General features: G+C 60.3%; 17 protein-coding genes. 7 read left to right on the top strand and 10 right to left on the bottom strand.

Going from position 1 to position 16,798, the window contains the following annotated elements:
* Positions 1-42 precede the first annotated feature (42 nt).
* From ACF6ZU_RS19865 to ACF6ZU_RS19850, 4 genes are all read left to right on the top strand, one after another.
* A complete protein-coding gene (locus ACF6ZU_RS19865; RefSeq protein ID WP_392886249.1) occupies positions 43-1,059 on the top strand; it encodes a Bug family tripartite tricarboxylate transporter substrate binding protein in 1,017 nt (338 codons plus the stop codon).
* 52 nt (positions 1,060-1,111) lie between these two features.
* Positions 1,112-1,645, top strand: coding sequence for a tripartite tricarboxylate transporter TctB family protein (locus ACF6ZU_RS19860; RefSeq protein WP_392886248.1), 534 nt, complete (start codon positions 1,112-1,114; stop codon positions 1,643-1,645).
* Positions 1,642-3,171, top strand: a complete 1,530-nt coding sequence (locus tag ACF6ZU_RS19855) for a tripartite tricarboxylate transporter permease (RefSeq protein ID WP_392886247.1) — start codon at positions 1,642-1,644, stop codon at positions 3,169-3,171. The genes ACF6ZU_RS19860 and ACF6ZU_RS19855 overlap by 4 nt, the downstream gene beginning before the upstream one ends.
* Before the next feature lie 69 nt (positions 3,172-3,240).
* Positions 3,241-4,182, top strand: a complete 942-nt coding sequence (locus tag ACF6ZU_RS19850; protein WP_392886246.1) for a LysR family transcriptional regulator — start codon at positions 3,241-3,243, stop codon at positions 4,180-4,182.
* 439 nt (positions 4,183-4,621) lie between these two features.
* On the opposite strand, the gene ACF6ZU_RS19845 is transcribed toward ACF6ZU_RS19850, so the two are convergent.
* From ACF6ZU_RS19845 to cysK, 4 genes are all read right to left on the bottom strand, one after another.
* Positions 4,622-4,858: a hypothetical protein gene (locus tag ACF6ZU_RS19845; protein WP_392886244.1), complete on the bottom strand. Its 237-nt coding sequence runs from the start codon at positions 4,856-4,858 to the stop codon at positions 4,622-4,624.
* A 386-nt stretch (positions 4,859-5,244) separates the two neighbouring features.
* On the bottom strand, positions 5,245-6,108 hold the full coding sequence (locus tag ACF6ZU_RS19840; RefSeq protein ID WP_392886242.1) for a DMT family transporter: 864 nt from the start codon (positions 6,106-6,108) through the stop codon (positions 5,245-5,247).
* A gap of 475 nt (positions 6,109-6,583) precedes the next feature.
* Complete coding sequence (locus tag ACF6ZU_RS19835; protein WP_392886240.1) at positions 6,584-7,522, bottom strand: aspartyl/asparaginyl beta-hydroxylase domain-containing protein; 939 nt, start codon at positions 7,520-7,522, stop codon at positions 6,584-6,586.
* Positions 7,523-7,744: 222 nt separating this feature from the next.
* Positions 7,745-8,719, bottom strand: a complete 975-nt coding sequence (cysK, locus tag ACF6ZU_RS19830) for a cysteine synthase A (protein ID WP_392886238.1) — start codon at positions 8,717-8,719, stop codon at positions 7,745-7,747.
* 126 nt (positions 8,720-8,845) lie between these two features.
* Here cysK and ACF6ZU_RS19825 point away from each other — a divergent pair, with 126 nt between their 5' ends.
* Positions 8,846-9,922 (top strand): DUF748 domain-containing protein, encoded by a 1,077-nt coding sequence (locus ACF6ZU_RS19825; protein ID WP_392886237.1) that lies wholly within the window; start codon positions 8,846-8,848, stop codon positions 9,920-9,922.
* Here ACF6ZU_RS19825 and ACF6ZU_RS19820 read toward each other — a convergent pair.
* Both ACF6ZU_RS19820 and ACF6ZU_RS19815 read right to left on the bottom strand, forming a co-directional pair.
* Positions 9,919-10,422: a DUF2442 domain-containing protein gene (locus ACF6ZU_RS19820; protein WP_392886235.1), complete on the bottom strand. Its 504-nt coding sequence runs from the start codon at positions 10,420-10,422 to the stop codon at positions 9,919-9,921. The genes ACF6ZU_RS19825 and ACF6ZU_RS19820 overlap by 4 nt on opposite strands.
* The gene (locus ACF6ZU_RS19815; RefSeq protein WP_033047627.1) at positions 10,410-10,640 is read right to left on the bottom strand and encodes a DUF4160 domain-containing protein; all 231 of its coding nucleotides are present in this window, start codon (positions 10,638-10,640) and stop codon (positions 10,410-10,412) included. Before ACF6ZU_RS19815 ends, ACF6ZU_RS19820 begins: the two co-directional genes overlap by 13 nt.
* Before the next feature lie 205 nt (positions 10,641-10,845).
* Here ACF6ZU_RS19815 and ACF6ZU_RS19810 point away from each other — a divergent pair, with 205 nt between their 5' ends.
* Complete coding sequence (locus ACF6ZU_RS19810) at positions 10,846-11,691, top strand: MoxR family ATPase (RefSeq protein WP_010462104.1); 846 nt, start codon at positions 10,846-10,848, stop codon at positions 11,689-11,691.
* Positions 11,692-11,717: 26 nt separating this feature from the next.
* A complete protein-coding gene (locus tag ACF6ZU_RS19805; RefSeq protein ID WP_008035063.1) occupies positions 11,718-12,896 on the top strand; it encodes a VWA domain-containing protein in 1,179 nt (392 codons plus the stop codon).
* A gap of 120 nt (positions 12,897-13,016) precedes the next feature.
* On the opposite strand, the gene ACF6ZU_RS19800 is transcribed toward ACF6ZU_RS19805, so the two are convergent.
* Genes ACF6ZU_RS19800 through ACF6ZU_RS19785 form a run of 4 tightly spaced genes read right to left on the bottom strand, consistent with a single transcriptional unit; the run spans position 13,017 to position 16,724 of the window.
* Positions 13,017-13,943 carry a biotin-dependent carboxyltransferase family protein gene (locus ACF6ZU_RS19800; protein WP_392886232.1) on the bottom strand — a complete coding sequence of 309 codons (927 nt, stop codon included), beginning with the start codon at positions 13,941-13,943 and terminating at the stop codon, positions 13,017-13,019.
* On the bottom strand, positions 13,940-14,644 hold the full coding sequence (locus ACF6ZU_RS19795; protein ID WP_392886230.1) for an allophanate hydrolase subunit 1: 705 nt from the start codon (positions 14,642-14,644) through the stop codon (positions 13,940-13,942). The genes ACF6ZU_RS19800 and ACF6ZU_RS19795 overlap by 4 nt, the downstream gene beginning before the upstream one ends.
* Entirely contained in the window at positions 14,641-15,393 is a 753-nt protein-coding gene (locus ACF6ZU_RS19790; RefSeq protein ID WP_392886228.1) for a 5-oxoprolinase subunit PxpA, read from the bottom strand. Before ACF6ZU_RS19790 ends, ACF6ZU_RS19795 begins: the two co-directional genes overlap by 4 nt.
* Positions 15,394-15,437: 44 nt before the next feature.
* A complete protein-coding gene (locus ACF6ZU_RS19785; RefSeq protein ID WP_392886227.1) occupies positions 15,438-16,724 on the bottom strand; it encodes an MFS transporter in 1,287 nt (428 codons plus the stop codon).
* Positions 16,725-16,798 lie beyond the last annotated feature (74 nt).

Genomic DNA, 16,798 nt, shown 5'->3' with positions numbered 1-16,798 from the left:
CCGACAAGTCACTCATAACAACTACAAAAACGAGGCCCTTCCATGCGAAATGCATTCGTCCGTCGCACATCCCGTCTGTTTCTTGGTTGCTCGCTGATCGCCGCCGGCGCCCTTCCCGCTCTCGCTCAGGCCGCCTGGCAACCCGACAAGAACGTCGAAATCGTCGTGGCCGGTGGCCCCGGTGGCGGCACTGACCAGCTCGGCCGTCTGATCCAGTCGATCATCACCACCCACAAGCTGCTCGACGTCAATACCATCGTCCTCAACAAGGGCGGCGGCAATGGCGCCGAAGCGTTCCTCGACCTGAAAATGAACAAGGGCGATGCGGAAAAACTGGTGATCGGCACCAACAACATCTACCTGCTGCCACTGGTGTCCAAGCTCGGTTACCAATGGCAGGAACTGACCCCCGTCGCCGCCGTCGCCGAGGACGACTTCATTCTCTGGAGCTACAAGGACGCGCCGTGGAAGGACGCCAAAGGTTTCTACGCGGCGGTCAAGGCTGACCCGTCGAACCTGCGCATGGGCGGCAGCCAGTCCAAGGATGTCGACCAGACCCTCACCCTGCTGCTGAACCAGACCACCCACAGCAAACTGGTGTACATCCCGTTCAAGAGCGGCAGCGAAGCCGCGACCCAACTGGCCGGAAAACACATCGCCGCCAACGTCAACAACCCCAGCGAAAGCATCAGCCAATGGCGCGGTGACCAGGTCGAGCCGCTCTGCGTGTTCAGTAAAGAACGCATGAGCTACACCGAAAAAGTCGCCGGCGACAAATCCTGGGCCGACGTGCCGACCTGTCACGAACAGGGCCTGGGCATCGATCAGTACCGCTTCCCGCGCACCGTGTTCATGCCCGGCGAAGTCACCGCCGAACAGCGCGCGTTCTATGTCGAGCTGATGCGCAAAGTCACCGAGACCCCTGAGTTCAAGGCCTACGTGAAGCAGAACGCGCTGGTGCCGACCTTCCTCGAAGGCGAGCCACTGACCGCCTACATCGAGAAAGACACCGCCCGCGTCACCCCGGTGTTCAAAGAAGCCGGCTGGCTGAAAAACTGAGTTGCCCACGGCCGTGCGCCTGCGCACGGCCGTCACCTCTGGAGGTGTCTTCATGTCCCATTCTTCGGATTCACCGGCGCTGGTCGGTACCCGCTGGGTCGAGCTCGGCCTGACACTCTTCACCGCGCTGATCGGCGTGGTGGTGATGTTCGGCAGTGTCGAACAAGGTATCGGCTGGGGCGATTCCGGCCCCGAGCCGGGTTATTTCCCTTTCTACATCGGCCTGATGCTCAGCGCCGCAAGCGTGGCCAACGGCGTGTTGACCCTGGTGCGCTGGCAAGCCCTGAGCATTTCATTCGTCAGCCGCAGCGCGTTCAAGCAAGTGCTGTCGGTGTTCGTCCCGATTGCGCTGTTCGTCGGTGCCATGCCGTTCACCGGCATCTACGTGGCCTCGGCCTGCTTCATCGCCTGGTTCATGTGGCGTGACAAGGTCCGCGACAAGCCCTACAGCAAGTGGATGATCGCCACCGTAGCCCTCGGCGCGGTGCTGGCCAGCTACCTGATTTTCGCGCTGTGGTTCAAGGTGCCGCTGGATGCCGGCCCGCTGGGCGACTGGATTGCCCTGGCCGGGAGATATTTCAAATGAGCGAGTTCGATTCCCTGCTGCAAGGCATGAACCTGATCCTGACCCCGGGCCACATCGGCCTGATGGTGATCGGCGTGCTGCTGGGCATCCTGGTCGGCGTATTGCCCGGCCTCGGTGCCCCCAATGGCGTGGCCCTGTTGCTGCCACTGACGTTCACCATGTCGCCGGTGTCGGCGATCATCCTGCTGTCGTGCATGTATTGGGGTGCACTGTTTGGCGGCTCGATCACCTCGATCCTGTTCAACATCCCCGGAGAACCCTCATCGGTGGCGACCACGTTCGACGGCTACCCGATGGCCCGCGAAGGCCGTGCGGCGGAAGCGCTGACCGCGGCGTTCAGTTCGGCCCTGCTCGGCGCGCTGGCTGGTGTGCTGCTGCTGACCTTTCTGTCGACCAAGATTGCTGCCTTCGCCATGTCGTTCAGTTCACCGGAATTCTTCGCGGTGTACCTGTTGGCGTTCTGCACCTTCATCGGCATGAGCAAGAACCCGCCGCTGAAAACCGTGGTGGCGATGATGATCGGTTTCGCCATGGCGGCGGTCGGCATGGACACCGTGTCCGGCAATCTGCGCCTGACGTTCGACCAGCCGATCCTGATGACCGGCATCAGTTTCGAAGTGGCGGTGATCGGCCTGTTCGGCATCGGCGAAATCCTTTGCACGGTCGAGGAAGGCCTGGTGTTTCGCGGCGAACATGCGCGCATTACACCGATGGTCATCCTGCGCACCTGGGCCAAGTTGCCGCGTTACTGGTGGACGATTTTGCGCAGCACGCTGGTCGGCTGCTGGATGGGCATCACGCCCGGCGGACCGACAGCGGCTTCGTTCATGAGCTACAGCCTGGCGCGGCGTTTCTCGAAGAATCGCGAGAACTTCGGCAAGGGCGAACTCGAAGGCGTGATCGCTCCGGAAACCGCTGACCATGCGGCGGGCACCAGCGCCCTGCTGCCGATGCTGACCCTCGGGATTCCAGGTTCTGCCACGGCGGCGGTGATGCTCGGCGGCTTGATGATCTGGGGCCTGCACCCTGGGCCGACGCTGTTCGTCGAGCAGCACGATTTTGTCTGGGGCCTGATTGCGAGCATGTACCTCGGCAACGTGGTGAGTTTGATCGTGGTGTTGGCTACCGTGCCGCTGTTCGCCTCGATCCTGCGCATTCCGTTTTCGATCATCGCGCCGATCATCATCATGGTCTGCGCCATCGGTGCCTACTCGGTGCACAACTCGTTCTTCGACGTGGTGCTGATGCTGGGCTTCGGCGCGCTGGGTTATCTGTTCAAGAAACTCGGCTATCCGATTGCCCCGCTGGTATTGGCGGCGGTATTGGGCGACAAGGCTGAAGATGCGTTCCGTCAGTCGATGCTGTTCTCTGACGGGCACATCGGGATTTTCTGGTCCAACCCGCTGGTGGGCAGCCTGACCACGGCGGCGCTGCTGATGCTGTTCTGGCCGCTGATTTCCAAAGCCCTGGGCGGCCTGATGGGCCTGCGCAAACCTCACGTCGCCAAGACCAAATCGGTGCTGTGACACAGCAATGCTGGCAACGCCTGACATTTGTTGTCAGGCTTGCCGCAGTCTTTTTTGCGAGTCGAGCCCATGACCCGAATTCCAGAAGCCAACGTGATCCACAGTCGACTGCGTCTGCGCCAATTACGGCTGATGCTGGCGCTGCAGGAATTCGGCTCCTTGCGCCGCGCCGCCGATCACATCGGCATGACCCAACCGGCGGCGACCAAAATGCTGCACGAGGCCGAGGATCTGCTCGGCGTCGAACTCTTCGAACGCCTGCCGCGGGGCATGCGCTCCACCCCGTTCGGCGAGACGGTCATCTACTACGCGCGCATGGTGTTTGCCGAACTCAGCGGCATGCGTGAAGAACTGGTTGCGCTCGAATCCGGCAACCTCGGGCGGGTTGCGGTCGGGGCGATTCCGGCGCTGGCCTCGGGGTTGTTGACCCGCACCATCGCCACCTTGAAACAGAGCCACCCACGGTTATCGATGAGCATCCAGGTCGACACCAGCGACGTGCTGGTCCAGGCACTTTTGCAGGACCAACTCGACATCGTGTTGGGGCGGATTCCAGCGGGCGCGCGGGCGGAAGAATTGCTGTTCGACAGCCTGGGCGAGGAAGCGCTGTGCGTGATTTCCGGTGCGCATAATCCGTTGGCAAAGGAGAAAAACCTGAGTTGGGCGGAACTGCAGAACATGACCTGGGTGCTGCAACAGCAACCGAGCCCGATGCGCGCGATCATCAATCAGGTGTTCCACAATGCGCGGGTCGACATTCCCAGCAGCATCGTCGAGACCACATCGATCATGACCTTGCTGTCGTTGATCCAGCAGACCGACATGCTTGGCGTCACGCCGGTGTCGGTGGTCGAGGATTATCCGGGGCGTGATTTGCTGGCGGTATTGCCGATCAAGTTTGAAGCGCGGTTGCCGCCGTATGGGTTGATTACCCGGCGGCATCGTATTCAGTCATCGGCGATGCAGGCGTTCATGAATTCGGTGCGGGCTGAGCATGCGCTTGGCAAGTAGGCCTTTGGGTCTGTGTACATATCCGTTGTTTCGGTAACGGCGGCTATTGGTTTCGCCCTTACGGCGAGTCACTTGGAAAAGCCCCAAGTAACCAAGGGCTCTTGCCCCTTTCGTTCGGCCCTTCGCTAACGCTCAGGGTTCCCGCGCTCCGGTCCTGCTCCGTGGGCCCGCCGCCATCGGCCATCCATGGCCGGGGGCGGCTAACCCGGCATCCATGCCGGGTTGCCCACTACGCAGAACCTCCACTCGGCCTCTCGAGGGGGCGTGCATCGCAAGATCAAAAGCCAAGGCGAGCTAACGCTCGGCCTGATGAGTGGTGGAGATCAAAAGCGTACGCGATTCCCTGTAGGAGCCAGCTTGCTGGCGAAAAACGCCCAGACACCGCGTTCATCCAGACAGCCCGCGACATCGTTGACGTCCATCGCCAGCAAGCTGACTCCTACAGTTTTGAATCGTGTGAACCCAATCCCCGTGTAGGAGCCGGCTTGCTGGCGAAAAACGCCCGGACACCGCGTTCATCCAGACCGCACGCGACATCGTTGACGTCCATCGCCAGCAAGCCGGCTCCTACAGTTTTGACCGTGCGAACCCGATCCCCTGTAGGAGTCAGCTTGCTGGCGAAAAACGCCCAGGCACCGCGTTCATCCAGACAGCCCGCGACATCGTTGACGTCCATCGCCAGCAAGCCGGCTCCTACAGGGGATTGGTGTACAGATCCGGAGGGGAACGCGGACACCGAAGAGCCAGGTCGGCTTTAAGGCCGCCTCGGCGGCTGTGGCGGTGGTCGCCCCCTCGAGAGGCCGAGTGGAGGTTCTGCGCAGTGGGCACCGCGGCAGGGATGCCGCGGTAGCCGCCCCCGGCCATGGATGGCCGATGGCGGCGGGCCCACGGAGCAGGACCGGAACGAGGGCATGCCGAGCATTAGCGAGGCACCGAACGAAAGGGGCAAAAGCGCTTGGTTACTTGGCGCCGGGCGGCGTTCCGTTTCTCCAAGTAACTCGCCGTAAGGGCGAAAACAATCTCAGCCATCACCCCAAAAACGGATATGCCCCCCCAACCACCTCACCCACTCTTACGAAAAACAAACACCAACCCAACAATGATCAACACCATCCCAAGCATGCTCAACACCGCCAGCCGATTCCCGAAAAACAGATAATCCATCACCGCCGTCACCGCTGGCACCAGGTAGAACAGACTGGTGACATTCACCAGATTGCCCCGAGCAATCAACCGGTACAGCAACAACGTCGCCAACACCGACACCACCAACCCCATCCACAACACCGGCACGATAAAGCCACTGCTGTGCTCGAAATGAAAAGGCTGGAACGGCACAAAGACCCCACACAGCAACATCCCCGCGAGGTACTGCACCGGCAACGTGCCAAGGGGATTTTCCGTGATGCGTTTCTGCATGATTGAACCCAGCGTCATGCTCCCCAGCGCCAGCAAACCAAAGAGCATCCCAGCCAGAGACATGCCAGCCAAACCAATCCCCTGGTAAACCACCATGATTAGCCCAGCCAGCCCCAGCATCAGGCCAAACAAACGACTGGCGGATCGCTGTCGCTCTATGATCACCACCGTGAGAATCGGCTGCACCCCCATGATGGTGGCCATCACACCCGGCGTAACTTTCAGGTCCAGGGCCAGCAGATAAAAAATCTGATAAGCCCCCAGCAACACCACCCCCGTGGCCAGGGCATACAGCATCGGTTTGCCGCGCTTGGGCAGTTTCAGCTTGAGTAACGGCACCAGCAGCACCAGCCCGCACAACGCGATGGCGAAGCGGATCAGCAGAAAGGCAAACGGTGACGCGTGGGCCAGGCCCCATTTTGAGAAGATCGCCCCGCTGCTCCACAGCAGGACAAACAGGCTCGTGGACGCCGCCGCGAGCGCGGATTTTTTCGAAAGGACAAACATGAAGACCACCTGTAGTCAGGCAAAAAGCCAACTCAGCCGAAGCTGAAATCCAGTAGTTTTTTCAGGCGAACGTCAGGCAGGGAACAGCAGAGAAAGCTGATCAGCCCGAAACGCCAACGCCCGGCGGTGATACGACTGCGTACACCGGCGTGCTACGGACAGGTGGGGGGTAATGACTGATCTGCACAGGCTGCTGATTCCCGCACGGCACGACGCCAGCGTTGACCGCTGAATCGACTACCGCGTTGATGAGAGAAGCTGGCATGGGCTGATCTTTTTTGATGAGGTGGACGGTGAATGGACATCACCGAGCGCCGACTATAACCAGCGCCCGACATAAATTGCAACGACCTGGACAACGACAGTCGCGACGGGAATCAACGCTGAACAACCTGACGTGCTCGCCAGACGTCGATGAAAGTCGGGGCAAAAAAAACCGCTCGATAAAGAGCGGTTTTTTCCTCGGGGAACGACCTCACCCAAACAACCAATACCCCAACAACGTCAGCACCACCACCGCCAGCACCGGCCGCAGCACGCGGTAAGCCTTCGGATTGCGACGCTTCCACTGTTTGACCACACCGCTGACCTTGTCACTGGAATTCTTGCTCCAGGCGTAGGCTCTGTTAATCCCGCCAACCCGTTCATCATCGAGATTCTGCGGTGCGGTAGCACGGCCCAGCCAGCCGCTGATCCAGCGGTTGATGCGCGTCATCAGGCGGTTGCTCAACGGACGTTCGATGTCGCAGAACAGGATCACCCGGGTTTTCTCGGTTTCGTTCTTGACCCAGTGCACATAGGTCTCGTCGAACATCACATCCTCACCATCGCGCCAGGCGTAGACCTGACCATCGACGAAGATCCGGCAATCATCGGAATTAGGGGTCGACAACCCCAGGTGATAACGCAGGGATCCGGCGAATGGATCGCGGTGCGGGTTGAGATGGCTGCCGCCCGGCAACAAGGCGAACATGGCGCCTTTGACGTTGGGAATGCTGCTGACCAGTGCCACGGTTCTCGGGCACAGGGTTTCGGCCGAAGGCAGTGGTTTGTCGTACCACTTGAGGTAGAAACGCTTCCAGCCTTTCTTGAAGAACGAGCCGAATCCGGCGTCGTTGTTCTTTTCGGCGGCGCGGATGTAGCCCTCATCGAACAGGTGCATCGCTTCGTCGCGAATGACTTCCCAATTGTCCTTGAGCACATCCAGCTCAGGAAATTTGCTGCGGTCCAGATACGGCCTGGAGGGCACGCTGGAGAACAGGTACATCAAGGCGTTGTAGGGCGCGAACAGCGCCGAGTGGTTGACGAACTGACGCAGGACCGGCAAACGCGCCTTGCCACGCAAATGCACATAGAGGGTACTGCCGAGGAACAGCAGCAACAGCGAGGCCTTCGCGGCAAAGGAAAAGGTCATCCACAACTCCTTGAGAATAAACAACTTTGCACAACGCCATTTACCCGACGTGGCAGGCCGCCATGATAAACATTACCGGCCTCGGGAAAAACCCGCATAACTCAACATTCAGTGTTGACGATTGTGCAATAAAGCACTTCTTACCATAAGTCTCCTGAACGGCGGCTGACCTGAATCAGCCCCATTCCCCCCTCAAAAACAAGACCCAAAAACCCTGGTCGTTTACGCCTGATTTTCCTGCTCGGTAAACAGGTCGCTGAACAGCATGCTCGACAGGTAACGCTCGCCTGAGTCAGGCAAAATCACCACGATCGTCTTGCCCTGCATTTCCGGTGTTTCCGCCAGACGTACAGCCACCGACATCGCAGCACCACAGGAAATGCCGCACAAAATCCCTTCTTCCTGCATCAAGCGCAGGGCCATCGCCTTCGATTCGTCGTCGGTGACCAGTTCAACCCGATCGACGATCGACAGGTCCAGGTTCTTCGGCACAAAACCGGCGCCGATACCCTGGATTTTATGCGGACTCGGCTTGATCTCCTCACCCGCCAACGCCTGGGTAATCACCGGCGAAACCACGGGCTCGACCGCCACCGAAAGGATCGGTTTGCCCTGGGTATTCTTGATATACCGCGAAACCCCGGTAATGGTTCCGCCTGTTCCGACACCCGCCACCAATACGTCGACAGCACCGTCGGTATCGTTCCAGATTTCCGGACCGGTGGTTTTCTCGTGAATGGCCGGGTTGGCCGGGTTTTCGAACTGCGCTGGCATGAAATAGAGGGACGGATCGCTGGCGACGATCTCGGTAGCCTTTTCGATCGCGCCCTTCATGCCTTTCGCCGGCTCGGTCAGCACCAGCTCGGCACCTAGCGCCTTGAGCACCTTGCGACGTTCGATGCTCATGGACGACGGCATGGTCAGCATCAGCTTGTAACCCCGAGCAGCGGCGACGAACGCCAGGCCAATGCCGGTGTTACCGGAGGTCGGTTCGACGATGGTCATGCCCGGCTTGAGTTTACCAGTGCTTTCAGCATCCCAGATCATGTTCGCGCCGATCCGGCACTTGACCGAATAACCGGGGTTGCGCCCCTCGATCTTGGCCAGGATGGTGACCCCGCGCGGGGCGATGCGGTTGATCTGCACCAGCGGCGTATTGCCAATGGAATGGGCGTTGTCAGCGAAAATACGACTCATGGCTGGGTCCTTATGCAGCATTGAATTAGCCCTCCACGGTATGCCTGTTGCCCGTGCTCGTCCAGTCAGGTCGAACGTCCGCTGACCACCGCAGTCAATGGTTTACATCGCCAGAGATTTGCCACCATGAAACGTCGATACAGCTGGCCCCTTTGGATCTTCGTCGGTCTCGTTGTTCTGCTGATTACCTTGCACATTGCCCTGCCCTACATGGTGCGTGACTACCTGAACGAAAAGCTCGCCGACATGGGCGACTACCGTGGCCAGATCGCCGACGTCGACCTGGCCTGGTGGCGCGGCGCCTACAAAATCAACGGGCTGAAAATCGTCAAGGTCGACGGCAAGGTCCCGGTGCCCTTCGTCAACGCACCGCTGATCGACTTGTCAGTCAGTTGGCACTCACTGTTGTACGACCATGCGGTGGTGGCCAAGGTGCAGTTCTTCAACCCAGAAGTGAACTTCGTCGACGGTGGCGCCAACAAGCAGAACTCGCAGACCGGTCAGGGCACCGACTGGCGTGCACAATTGGGCAAACTGGCACCGATCACTCTCGATGAGGTGCGAATCTTCGACGGCAAGATCAGCTTTCGGAATTTCAATTCCAAGCCGCCCGTCAACATGAACGCCACCCAGGTCAACGCAAGCATCTACAACCTGACCAACGTCGTCGACAAGGAAGGCAAGCGCGATGCACGTTTCGATGGCAAAGCGCTGTTACTGGGCCACGCGCCACTGGAAACCAGCGCAACATTCGATCCCTTGAGCAACTTCGAAGACTTCCAGTTCCGTCTACGTGCCAAGGACATCGAACTCAAGCGCATGAATGATTTCGCCTCGGCTTACGGCAAGTTCGACTTCAATGCCGGGCATGGTGATGTGGTCATCGAAGCCCAGGCCAAGAAGGCTCAGTTGACCGGTTACATCAAGCCGCTGCTGAAAGACGTCGACGTGTTCAACTGGCAACAGGATGTCGAAAACAAGGATAAAGGGCTGTTCCGGTCCATTTGGGAAGCCATTGTCGGTGGCTCCGAAACCGTACTGAAAAACCAGGGCAAGAACCAGTTTGCGACGCGCGTGGAGCTGAGTGGCAGCGTGCACCGGCAAGATATCAGCGCGTTCCAGGCGTTTTTGCAGATTTTACGTAATGGTTTCATTCAGGCGTTCAATGCCCGTTATGAACGGCCGAAGCCGGAAGCCGGTTAGGGTTTGCGCGTGACCGTATAGCGCCCGGTATCTTCGGCGGCCCGTGCCGGGTTCGCCTGCTGTTGCAGAAAATCCCAGCCGAGACAGGCCAGGGCCAGCGATCGGGGTACGGCCTCACGGCCACTGCTGTAGCGCGTGATGCTGCGAGTGCTCACCCCCAACGCTTCGGCTGCCTGATTGAGCGGCAACCCGGTACGCGCCCGCCAGTCGATGAAGATCCGCGTGTTTTCATCCGCTGCGTTTTGCGCGAGTGCGTCCAGGTACAACGTATCGGCACCGATCTGGATGTCCTGTTCAGGCCACTCGACGCTCCAGCCGTCATCACCGAGGGTTGCACCCTTGAAAGCACGCGCCTCGCGCAACGGTTGCAACCCCGGATAGGCTTGCAGGTCGTGGCTCAGATCAAGGGTCAGTTGTTGGCCGTCGATAAAGCTCAATAGCAAACGATAATCCGCCAACACCTGTACGTCTGATAGCCGCGGTCTTTTCATGGGTAGCATCGTTTCCAGTCCTCCAGCAGTTGCACCTGATGGGCCCTGACCCATTCCAGTGCCTCCTTGATAATCAGCGGTGGCGCCTTGCCGACCATCACCTCGACGGTCTCCAGGCTGAGCATCACATCGAGCCCGCCACCGGTCAGGTGAACGTGGGGCGGCGGATGATCCTTTTCACGCAACTGAATGCGGTACGTATCGCGAAATCGGTATTTAGTAGACATGCTCCGCAAGCTATCGCCAAAATGGCGATAGCTCAATACTGGCCAGCCGCCAAGACTGAGTCAAGATGTGACGCTCCATTCAGAGACTGAATAAGCCGTCTGCGTTCACAGTCGACGGGGCTGCGCGTTATAGTCGGGCATCAACATCAATTCGCCCGCCCCGCCCTGCCCCGTCAGGTCGGTGTTACCGTTCGAGGATTAGCAGATGAAGTTCGAAGGCACCCAGGCCTACGTCGCCACCGATGACCTGAAGCTGGCGGTCAACGCCGCCATCACCCTGGAGCGTCCATTGCTGGTCAAGGGCGAGCCGGGCACCGGCAAGACCATGCTGGCCGAGCAATTGGCAGAGTCCTTCGGCGCCAAGCTGATCACCTGGCACATCAAGTCCACCACCAAGGCGCATCAGGGCCTGTACGAGTACGACGCGGTCAGTCGCCTGCGCGATTCGCAGCTGGGCACGGAAAAGGTCCACGACGTTCGCAACTACCTGAAAAAGGGCAAGCTCTGGGAGGCTTTCGAGTCTGAAGAGCGGGTGATCCTGCTGATCGACGAAATCGACAAGGCCGACATCGAATTCCCGAACGACCTGCTGCAAGAACTCGACAAGATGGAGTTCTACGTTTACGAGATCGACGAGACCATCAAGGCCAAGAAGCGCCCGATCATCATCATTACCTCCAACAACGAAAAAGAGCTGCCGGACGCGTTCCTGCGCCGCTGCTTCTTCCACTACATCGCCTTCCCGGATCGCGTCACGCTGCAGAAGATCGTCGACGTGCACTACCCGAACATCAAGAAAGACCTGGTCAGCGAAGCGCTGGACGTGTTCTTCGACGTGCGCAAGGTGCCCGGCCTGAAGAAGAAGCCATCGACGTCCGAACTGGTGGACTGGCTGAAGCTGCTGATGGCCGACAACATCGGCGAAGCGGTGCTGCGCGAGCGCGATCCGACCAAGGCGATTCCGCCGCTGGCCGGGGCGCTGGTGAAGAACGAACAGGACGTGCAATTGCTTGAGCGTCTGGCGTTCATGAGCCGTCGCGGCACCCGCTAAGCGCTGATCAAGTAGGGGCTAACGCCATGCTGCTCAACCTGTTCAATGAAATGCGCGCAGCCAAGGTGCCTGTCTCGGTGCGCGAACTGCTGGACCTGATCAACGCGCTGAAACAGCGCGTGACCTTCGCCGACATGGACGAGTTCTACTACCTGTCCCGGGCGATTCTGGTGAAGGACGAAAAGCATTTCGACAAATTCGACCGGGCCTTCGGGGCGTATTTCAACGGCCTGGAAAAACTCGACGATCACCTTCAGGCATTGATTCCCGAAGATTGGCTGCGCAAGGAATTCGAGCGCTCGCTGACCGATGAAGAACGGGCGGCGATCCAGTCCCTGGGCGGTCTGGACAAGCTGATCGAAGAATTCAAGAAACGCCTGGAAGAACAGAAGGAACGCCACGCCGGCGGCAACAAGTGGATCGGCACCGGCGGCACCAGCCCGTTCGGCTCCGGCGGCTTCAACCCGGAAGGCATCCGGGTCGGCGACGCCGGCAAGCGCCAGGGCAAGGCGGTCAAGGTCTGGGACCAGCGCGAATACAAGAACCTCGACGATTCGGTGGAACTGGGCACGCGCAACATCAAGGTCGCCCTGCGTCGCTTGCGCAAGTTCGCACGCCAGGGTGCGGCGGAAGAGCTGGACATCGATGGCACCATCGACCACACCGCGAAGGATGCCGGGCTGCTGAGTATCCAGATGCGCCCCGAGCGGCGTAACACCGTCAAGCTGTTGCTGCTGTTCGACATCGGCGGTTCGATGGATGCGCACGTGAAGATCTGCGAGGAGTTGTTCTCGGCCTGCAAGACCGAGTTCAAGCACCTGGAGTACTTCTACTTCCACAACTTCATTTACGAATCGGTGTGGAAGAACAACATGCGCCGCACTTCCGAACGCACTTCCACCCAGGACCTGCTGCACAAGTATGGCGCCGACTACAAAGTGATCTTCATTGGCGACGCGGCGATGGCGCCGTATGAAATCACCCAGGCCGGCGGCAGCGTCGAGCACTGGAACGAGGAAGCCGGTTACGTGTGGATGCAACGGTTCAAGGAGAAGTACAAGAAGCTCATCTGGATCAATCCGTACCCGAAAGATACGTGGGGCTATACGTCGTCGACCAATATCGTGCGGGATCTGATCGATGACCAGATGTACCCGCTGACGTTGCGGGGGCTTGAGGAAGGGATGAGGTTTCTCTCCAAGTAATCTTCGTTGCCTGTCCGGGCGCAATCGCGAGCAGGCTCGCTCCCACACTGGATTTTCCGTGCACACAAACTATGTGTTCGCAGAAGATCACCTGTGGGAGCGAGCCTGCTCGCGATGCTTTTAGCGGTTTTGAAAACGCCGCAGATACTCGACCTGCTCCCGATGCGCAACCTCCTGCACCACCGGCCGCAACCGCACCGTCGCTCCCGGTAGACACTGCGCCAGCCGCGCCAGCGCCAACGGCGTCAACGCCCCCAATCGTGGATAACCGCCAATGGTCTGCCGATCATTGAGCAGCACAATCGGCTGCCCGTCCGGCGGCACCTGCACCGCGCCCAGCGGGATACCTTCGGAAATCATCGGTTTGCCCTGGTACGCCAACGGCGTCCCCAGCAAACGGATGCCCATGCGATCCGCGCGGCTGTCGAGGGTCCAGGCGCTGTTGAACGCATCGAACAGGCTCTGCCCGCTGAATTCGCCGATCTGCGCGCCCAACACCAGGTCCAGAGGCGCATCGAGCGTGAAGTCGGGGACATGTTCATCAGGCAGCGCCCGCACCAGCAACGGCGTATCCGCCGAGTAACTCAACGAAGCGCCTTTGGCCAACGCACGCCCCATGCCGTCCAGCCCACCCAGCTCCTCACGCACCACCGTCGCACTGCTGCCCAACACTTTCGGCGCATCAAAACCGCCCGGCGCCGCCAGGTAAGCACGCGCGCCTAGCAGCGGCTGAGTGAATTGCAAACGCTGGCCTTTGCGCAGCTTGAAACTGCGCCACGGCGCCAGCGCCTGACCGTCCAGTTGCGCGCCAAGGTCCGCCCCCGCCAACGCGAGCAGGCAATCCTCTTCGGCGACAACGCTGAACCCGCCCAAGGCGATTTCGATCACGGCGGCGTCGAGGCCATTGCCCAGCAACCAGTTGGCCCAGGACATCGAGCGCCAGTCCAGCCCGCCGCCCTGGGTCACGCCCAGATGCCGCACGCCAAATCGGCCCGCGTCCTGCAACAGGCACAACGGGGTACTTGCTTCAATCAATAGACGGCTCATGCCTGCGCCTCCAGTGGCGTGTCGTCACCGCCCAGGTTGATGAACTCGGCGTGGCTGACCGCTTCGAAACGCACCGTATCGCCCGGTTGCATCAGGCTGTAGCCGTCGCGCTCGCGGTCGAACAGCCTGGCCGGCGTGCGGCCGATCAGGTTCCAGCCGCCGGGAGACACCACCGGATACGCCGCCGTCTGCCGCTCGGCAATGCCGACACTGCCGGCCGCCACCTTCTTGCGCGGGGTATTCAGGCGCGGTGCAGCGAGCACCTCCTCCACCAGCCCCATGAAGGCGAACCCTGGCGCGAAGCCCAGGGCGAACACCTGATACTCGCGCTCGCTGTGGCAGCGGATCACGTCATCCACCGCCAGCCCGCTGCGACGGGACAACAGGCTCAGTTCCGGGCCGACGCTCAGGTCATACCAGACCGGCAGCACATGGCATTTGCCGCCGGCACGGGCGTTGGGGGTGAGATCAATCAAGGCCAGGGCGATCAATTCCCGGGCCTGGGCCGGGCTCAATGCGCTCAGATCGTAATGCACCATCAACGTCGTGTAGGACGGCACCAGATCAATCAGATGTGCACCAAACGCCGCCCGCAGGTTTTCGCTGGCCGCGAGCATCCATGGCATGTTGGCCTCGGCAATCTCATCGAACAAGCGCACCATCAGGCAATCCAGTGCGACCACTTCAACGCGCGGTTTCATGGTGCACTCTGCTGGTCGAGGGCTTCGCGAATCCGTCGCACTGCCGCGACCGAACTGGCGTTGTCGCCGTGCACACACAGGGTGTTGGCTTCAAGGCGCAGGGCGCTGCCGTCGCTGGCGGTGAGGTGATCGCCACGGGCGATGGTCAGCGCTTGCTCGATGATTTTTTCCGGATCGTGATGCACCGCACCCGGCAGTTGCCGCGAAACCAGCATGCCGGCGCTGTCGTAAGCGCGGTCGGCGAAGGCCTCGAACCACAGCGTGACACCGTACTCCTCGCCCAGTCGCTGTGCGGCGCTGTTGTCGCGGGTGGCCATCAGCATCAGCGGCAACGTCCGGTCATAGGACGCCACGGCTTGCAGGACGGCGCGCAATTGCGCCGGGTTGGCCATCATGTCGTTGTACATCGCGCCGTGGGGTTTGACGTAGCTGACACGCCCGCCCTGGGCCCGGCAAAGGCCGTCGAGGGCGCCGATCTGGTAATGCAGAATGTCCTGAAGTTCCTGGGCGGTGTACGCCATGGAACGACGGCCAAACCCCACCAGGTCCTGATAGGCCGGATGCGCGCCGATCTTTACGCCGTTGCTCAGCGCCAGGCTGACCGTCTTGCGCATGATGCTCGGGTCGCCGGCATGGAAGCCGCAGGCGATGTTGGCGCAATCAATGAAGGGCATGACCTCGGCGTCCAGACCCATGGTCCAGTTGCCGTAGCTCTCGCCGATGTCGCAGTTCAATAGCAGGCGGCTCACGGTGAACACTCCTGTAGGTTTTGTTCTTGTCAGATGTGAGCAGATTACTGCGCATCCAGTTGTTTGCCACGGGTTTCCGGCAGGCTCAACGCCGCCAGGATCACCACCCCGTAGGACACCGCCGCAAACGCCCCGATGCCGACGCTCAAAGGCACTTTCTGGCTGAGCAGACCGATCAACAGCGGAAACAACGCCGCCAGCGCCCGACCGATGTTGTAGCAAAAGCCCTGGCCCGAACCGCGAATCCGCGTCGGAAACAGCTCGGTCAGAAACGCCCCCATGCCGCTGAAGATCCCCGAGGCAAAGAAGCCCAAGGGAAAGCCCAGCCACAGCATCACGCCATTACTGACCGGCAATTGGGTGTAAAGCAGCACGATCGTGAACGAGCCGACCGCGAACAGAATGAAATTCTTCTTACGGCCAAGGATGTCAGTCAGATACGCGCTGATGACGTAACCGACGTAGGAACCGATGATCACCATCGCCAGATAACCGCCCGTGCCGAGTACGCTCAAACCGCGCTCGTTCTTCAGGAACGTCGGCAGCCAGGAGGTAATCGCGTAGTAACCGCCGAGCGCGCCGGTGGTCAGTATCGACGCGCGAATCGTGGTGAACAGGATGCCGGGGGCAAAGATCTCGTAGAACTTCGCCGGGTTGCTCGGCTCCTGTTTGGCCTTGGCTTCACGGTAGATTTCCGGGTCCTTGACCAGGCGACGAACGAAGATCACGAAAATCGCCGGGACGATGCCGAGGATGAACAGTGCACGCCAGGCGTCTTCCGGTGGCAACACCGAGAACAGCAACGCATAGAGGATCGCGGTCAGTCCCCAGCCCAGCGCCCAGCCCGACTGCACCATGCCTACCGCTTTGCCACGGTCCTTGGCGCGAATCACTTCGCCCATCAGCACTGCGCCGGCGGTCCATTCGCCACCGAAACCGAAGCCCATCAAGGTGCGGCTGATCAGCAATTGTTCATAGTTTTGCGCGAAGCCGCAGAGGAACGTGAAGAAGGCGAACCACAGCACCGTCAGTTGCAGGGTGCGCACGCGGCCAATGCGGTCGGAGAGAATGCCCGCGACCCAGCCGCCGATGGCCGAGGCGATCAGGGTGCTGGTGTGAATCAGCCCGGCCTCGCCAGTGGTAATGCCCCACATCGCAATCAGGGTCGGCACCACGAAGCTGAGCATCTGGGTGTCCATGCCGTCCAGGCCGTAGCCGATCTTGCAACTCCAGAACGTGCGGCGCTCCTGCTGATTGATGTTGCGGTACCAGTCGAAAGGTCCCGGGCGAGCCGTGGCTTTCGGGATGGCAGTGGTGTCGGGCGCACTCATGGCAACTCTCCGTACAAATTTATTGGTATTGTTCTGAGCCCCGACGACGCCTATCGTGGGAACCGGATGGCCTG

Origin of the sequence: Pseudomonas migulae, assembly GCF_043225285.1 — a bacterium.
GTDB lineage: Bacteria > Pseudomonadota > Gammaproteobacteria > Pseudomonadales > Pseudomonadaceae > Aquipseudomonas > Aquipseudomonas migulae_C.
The sequence above is the reverse complement of the archived record's forward strand: the minus strand, read 5'-3'. Positions and strand labels throughout refer to the sequence as shown.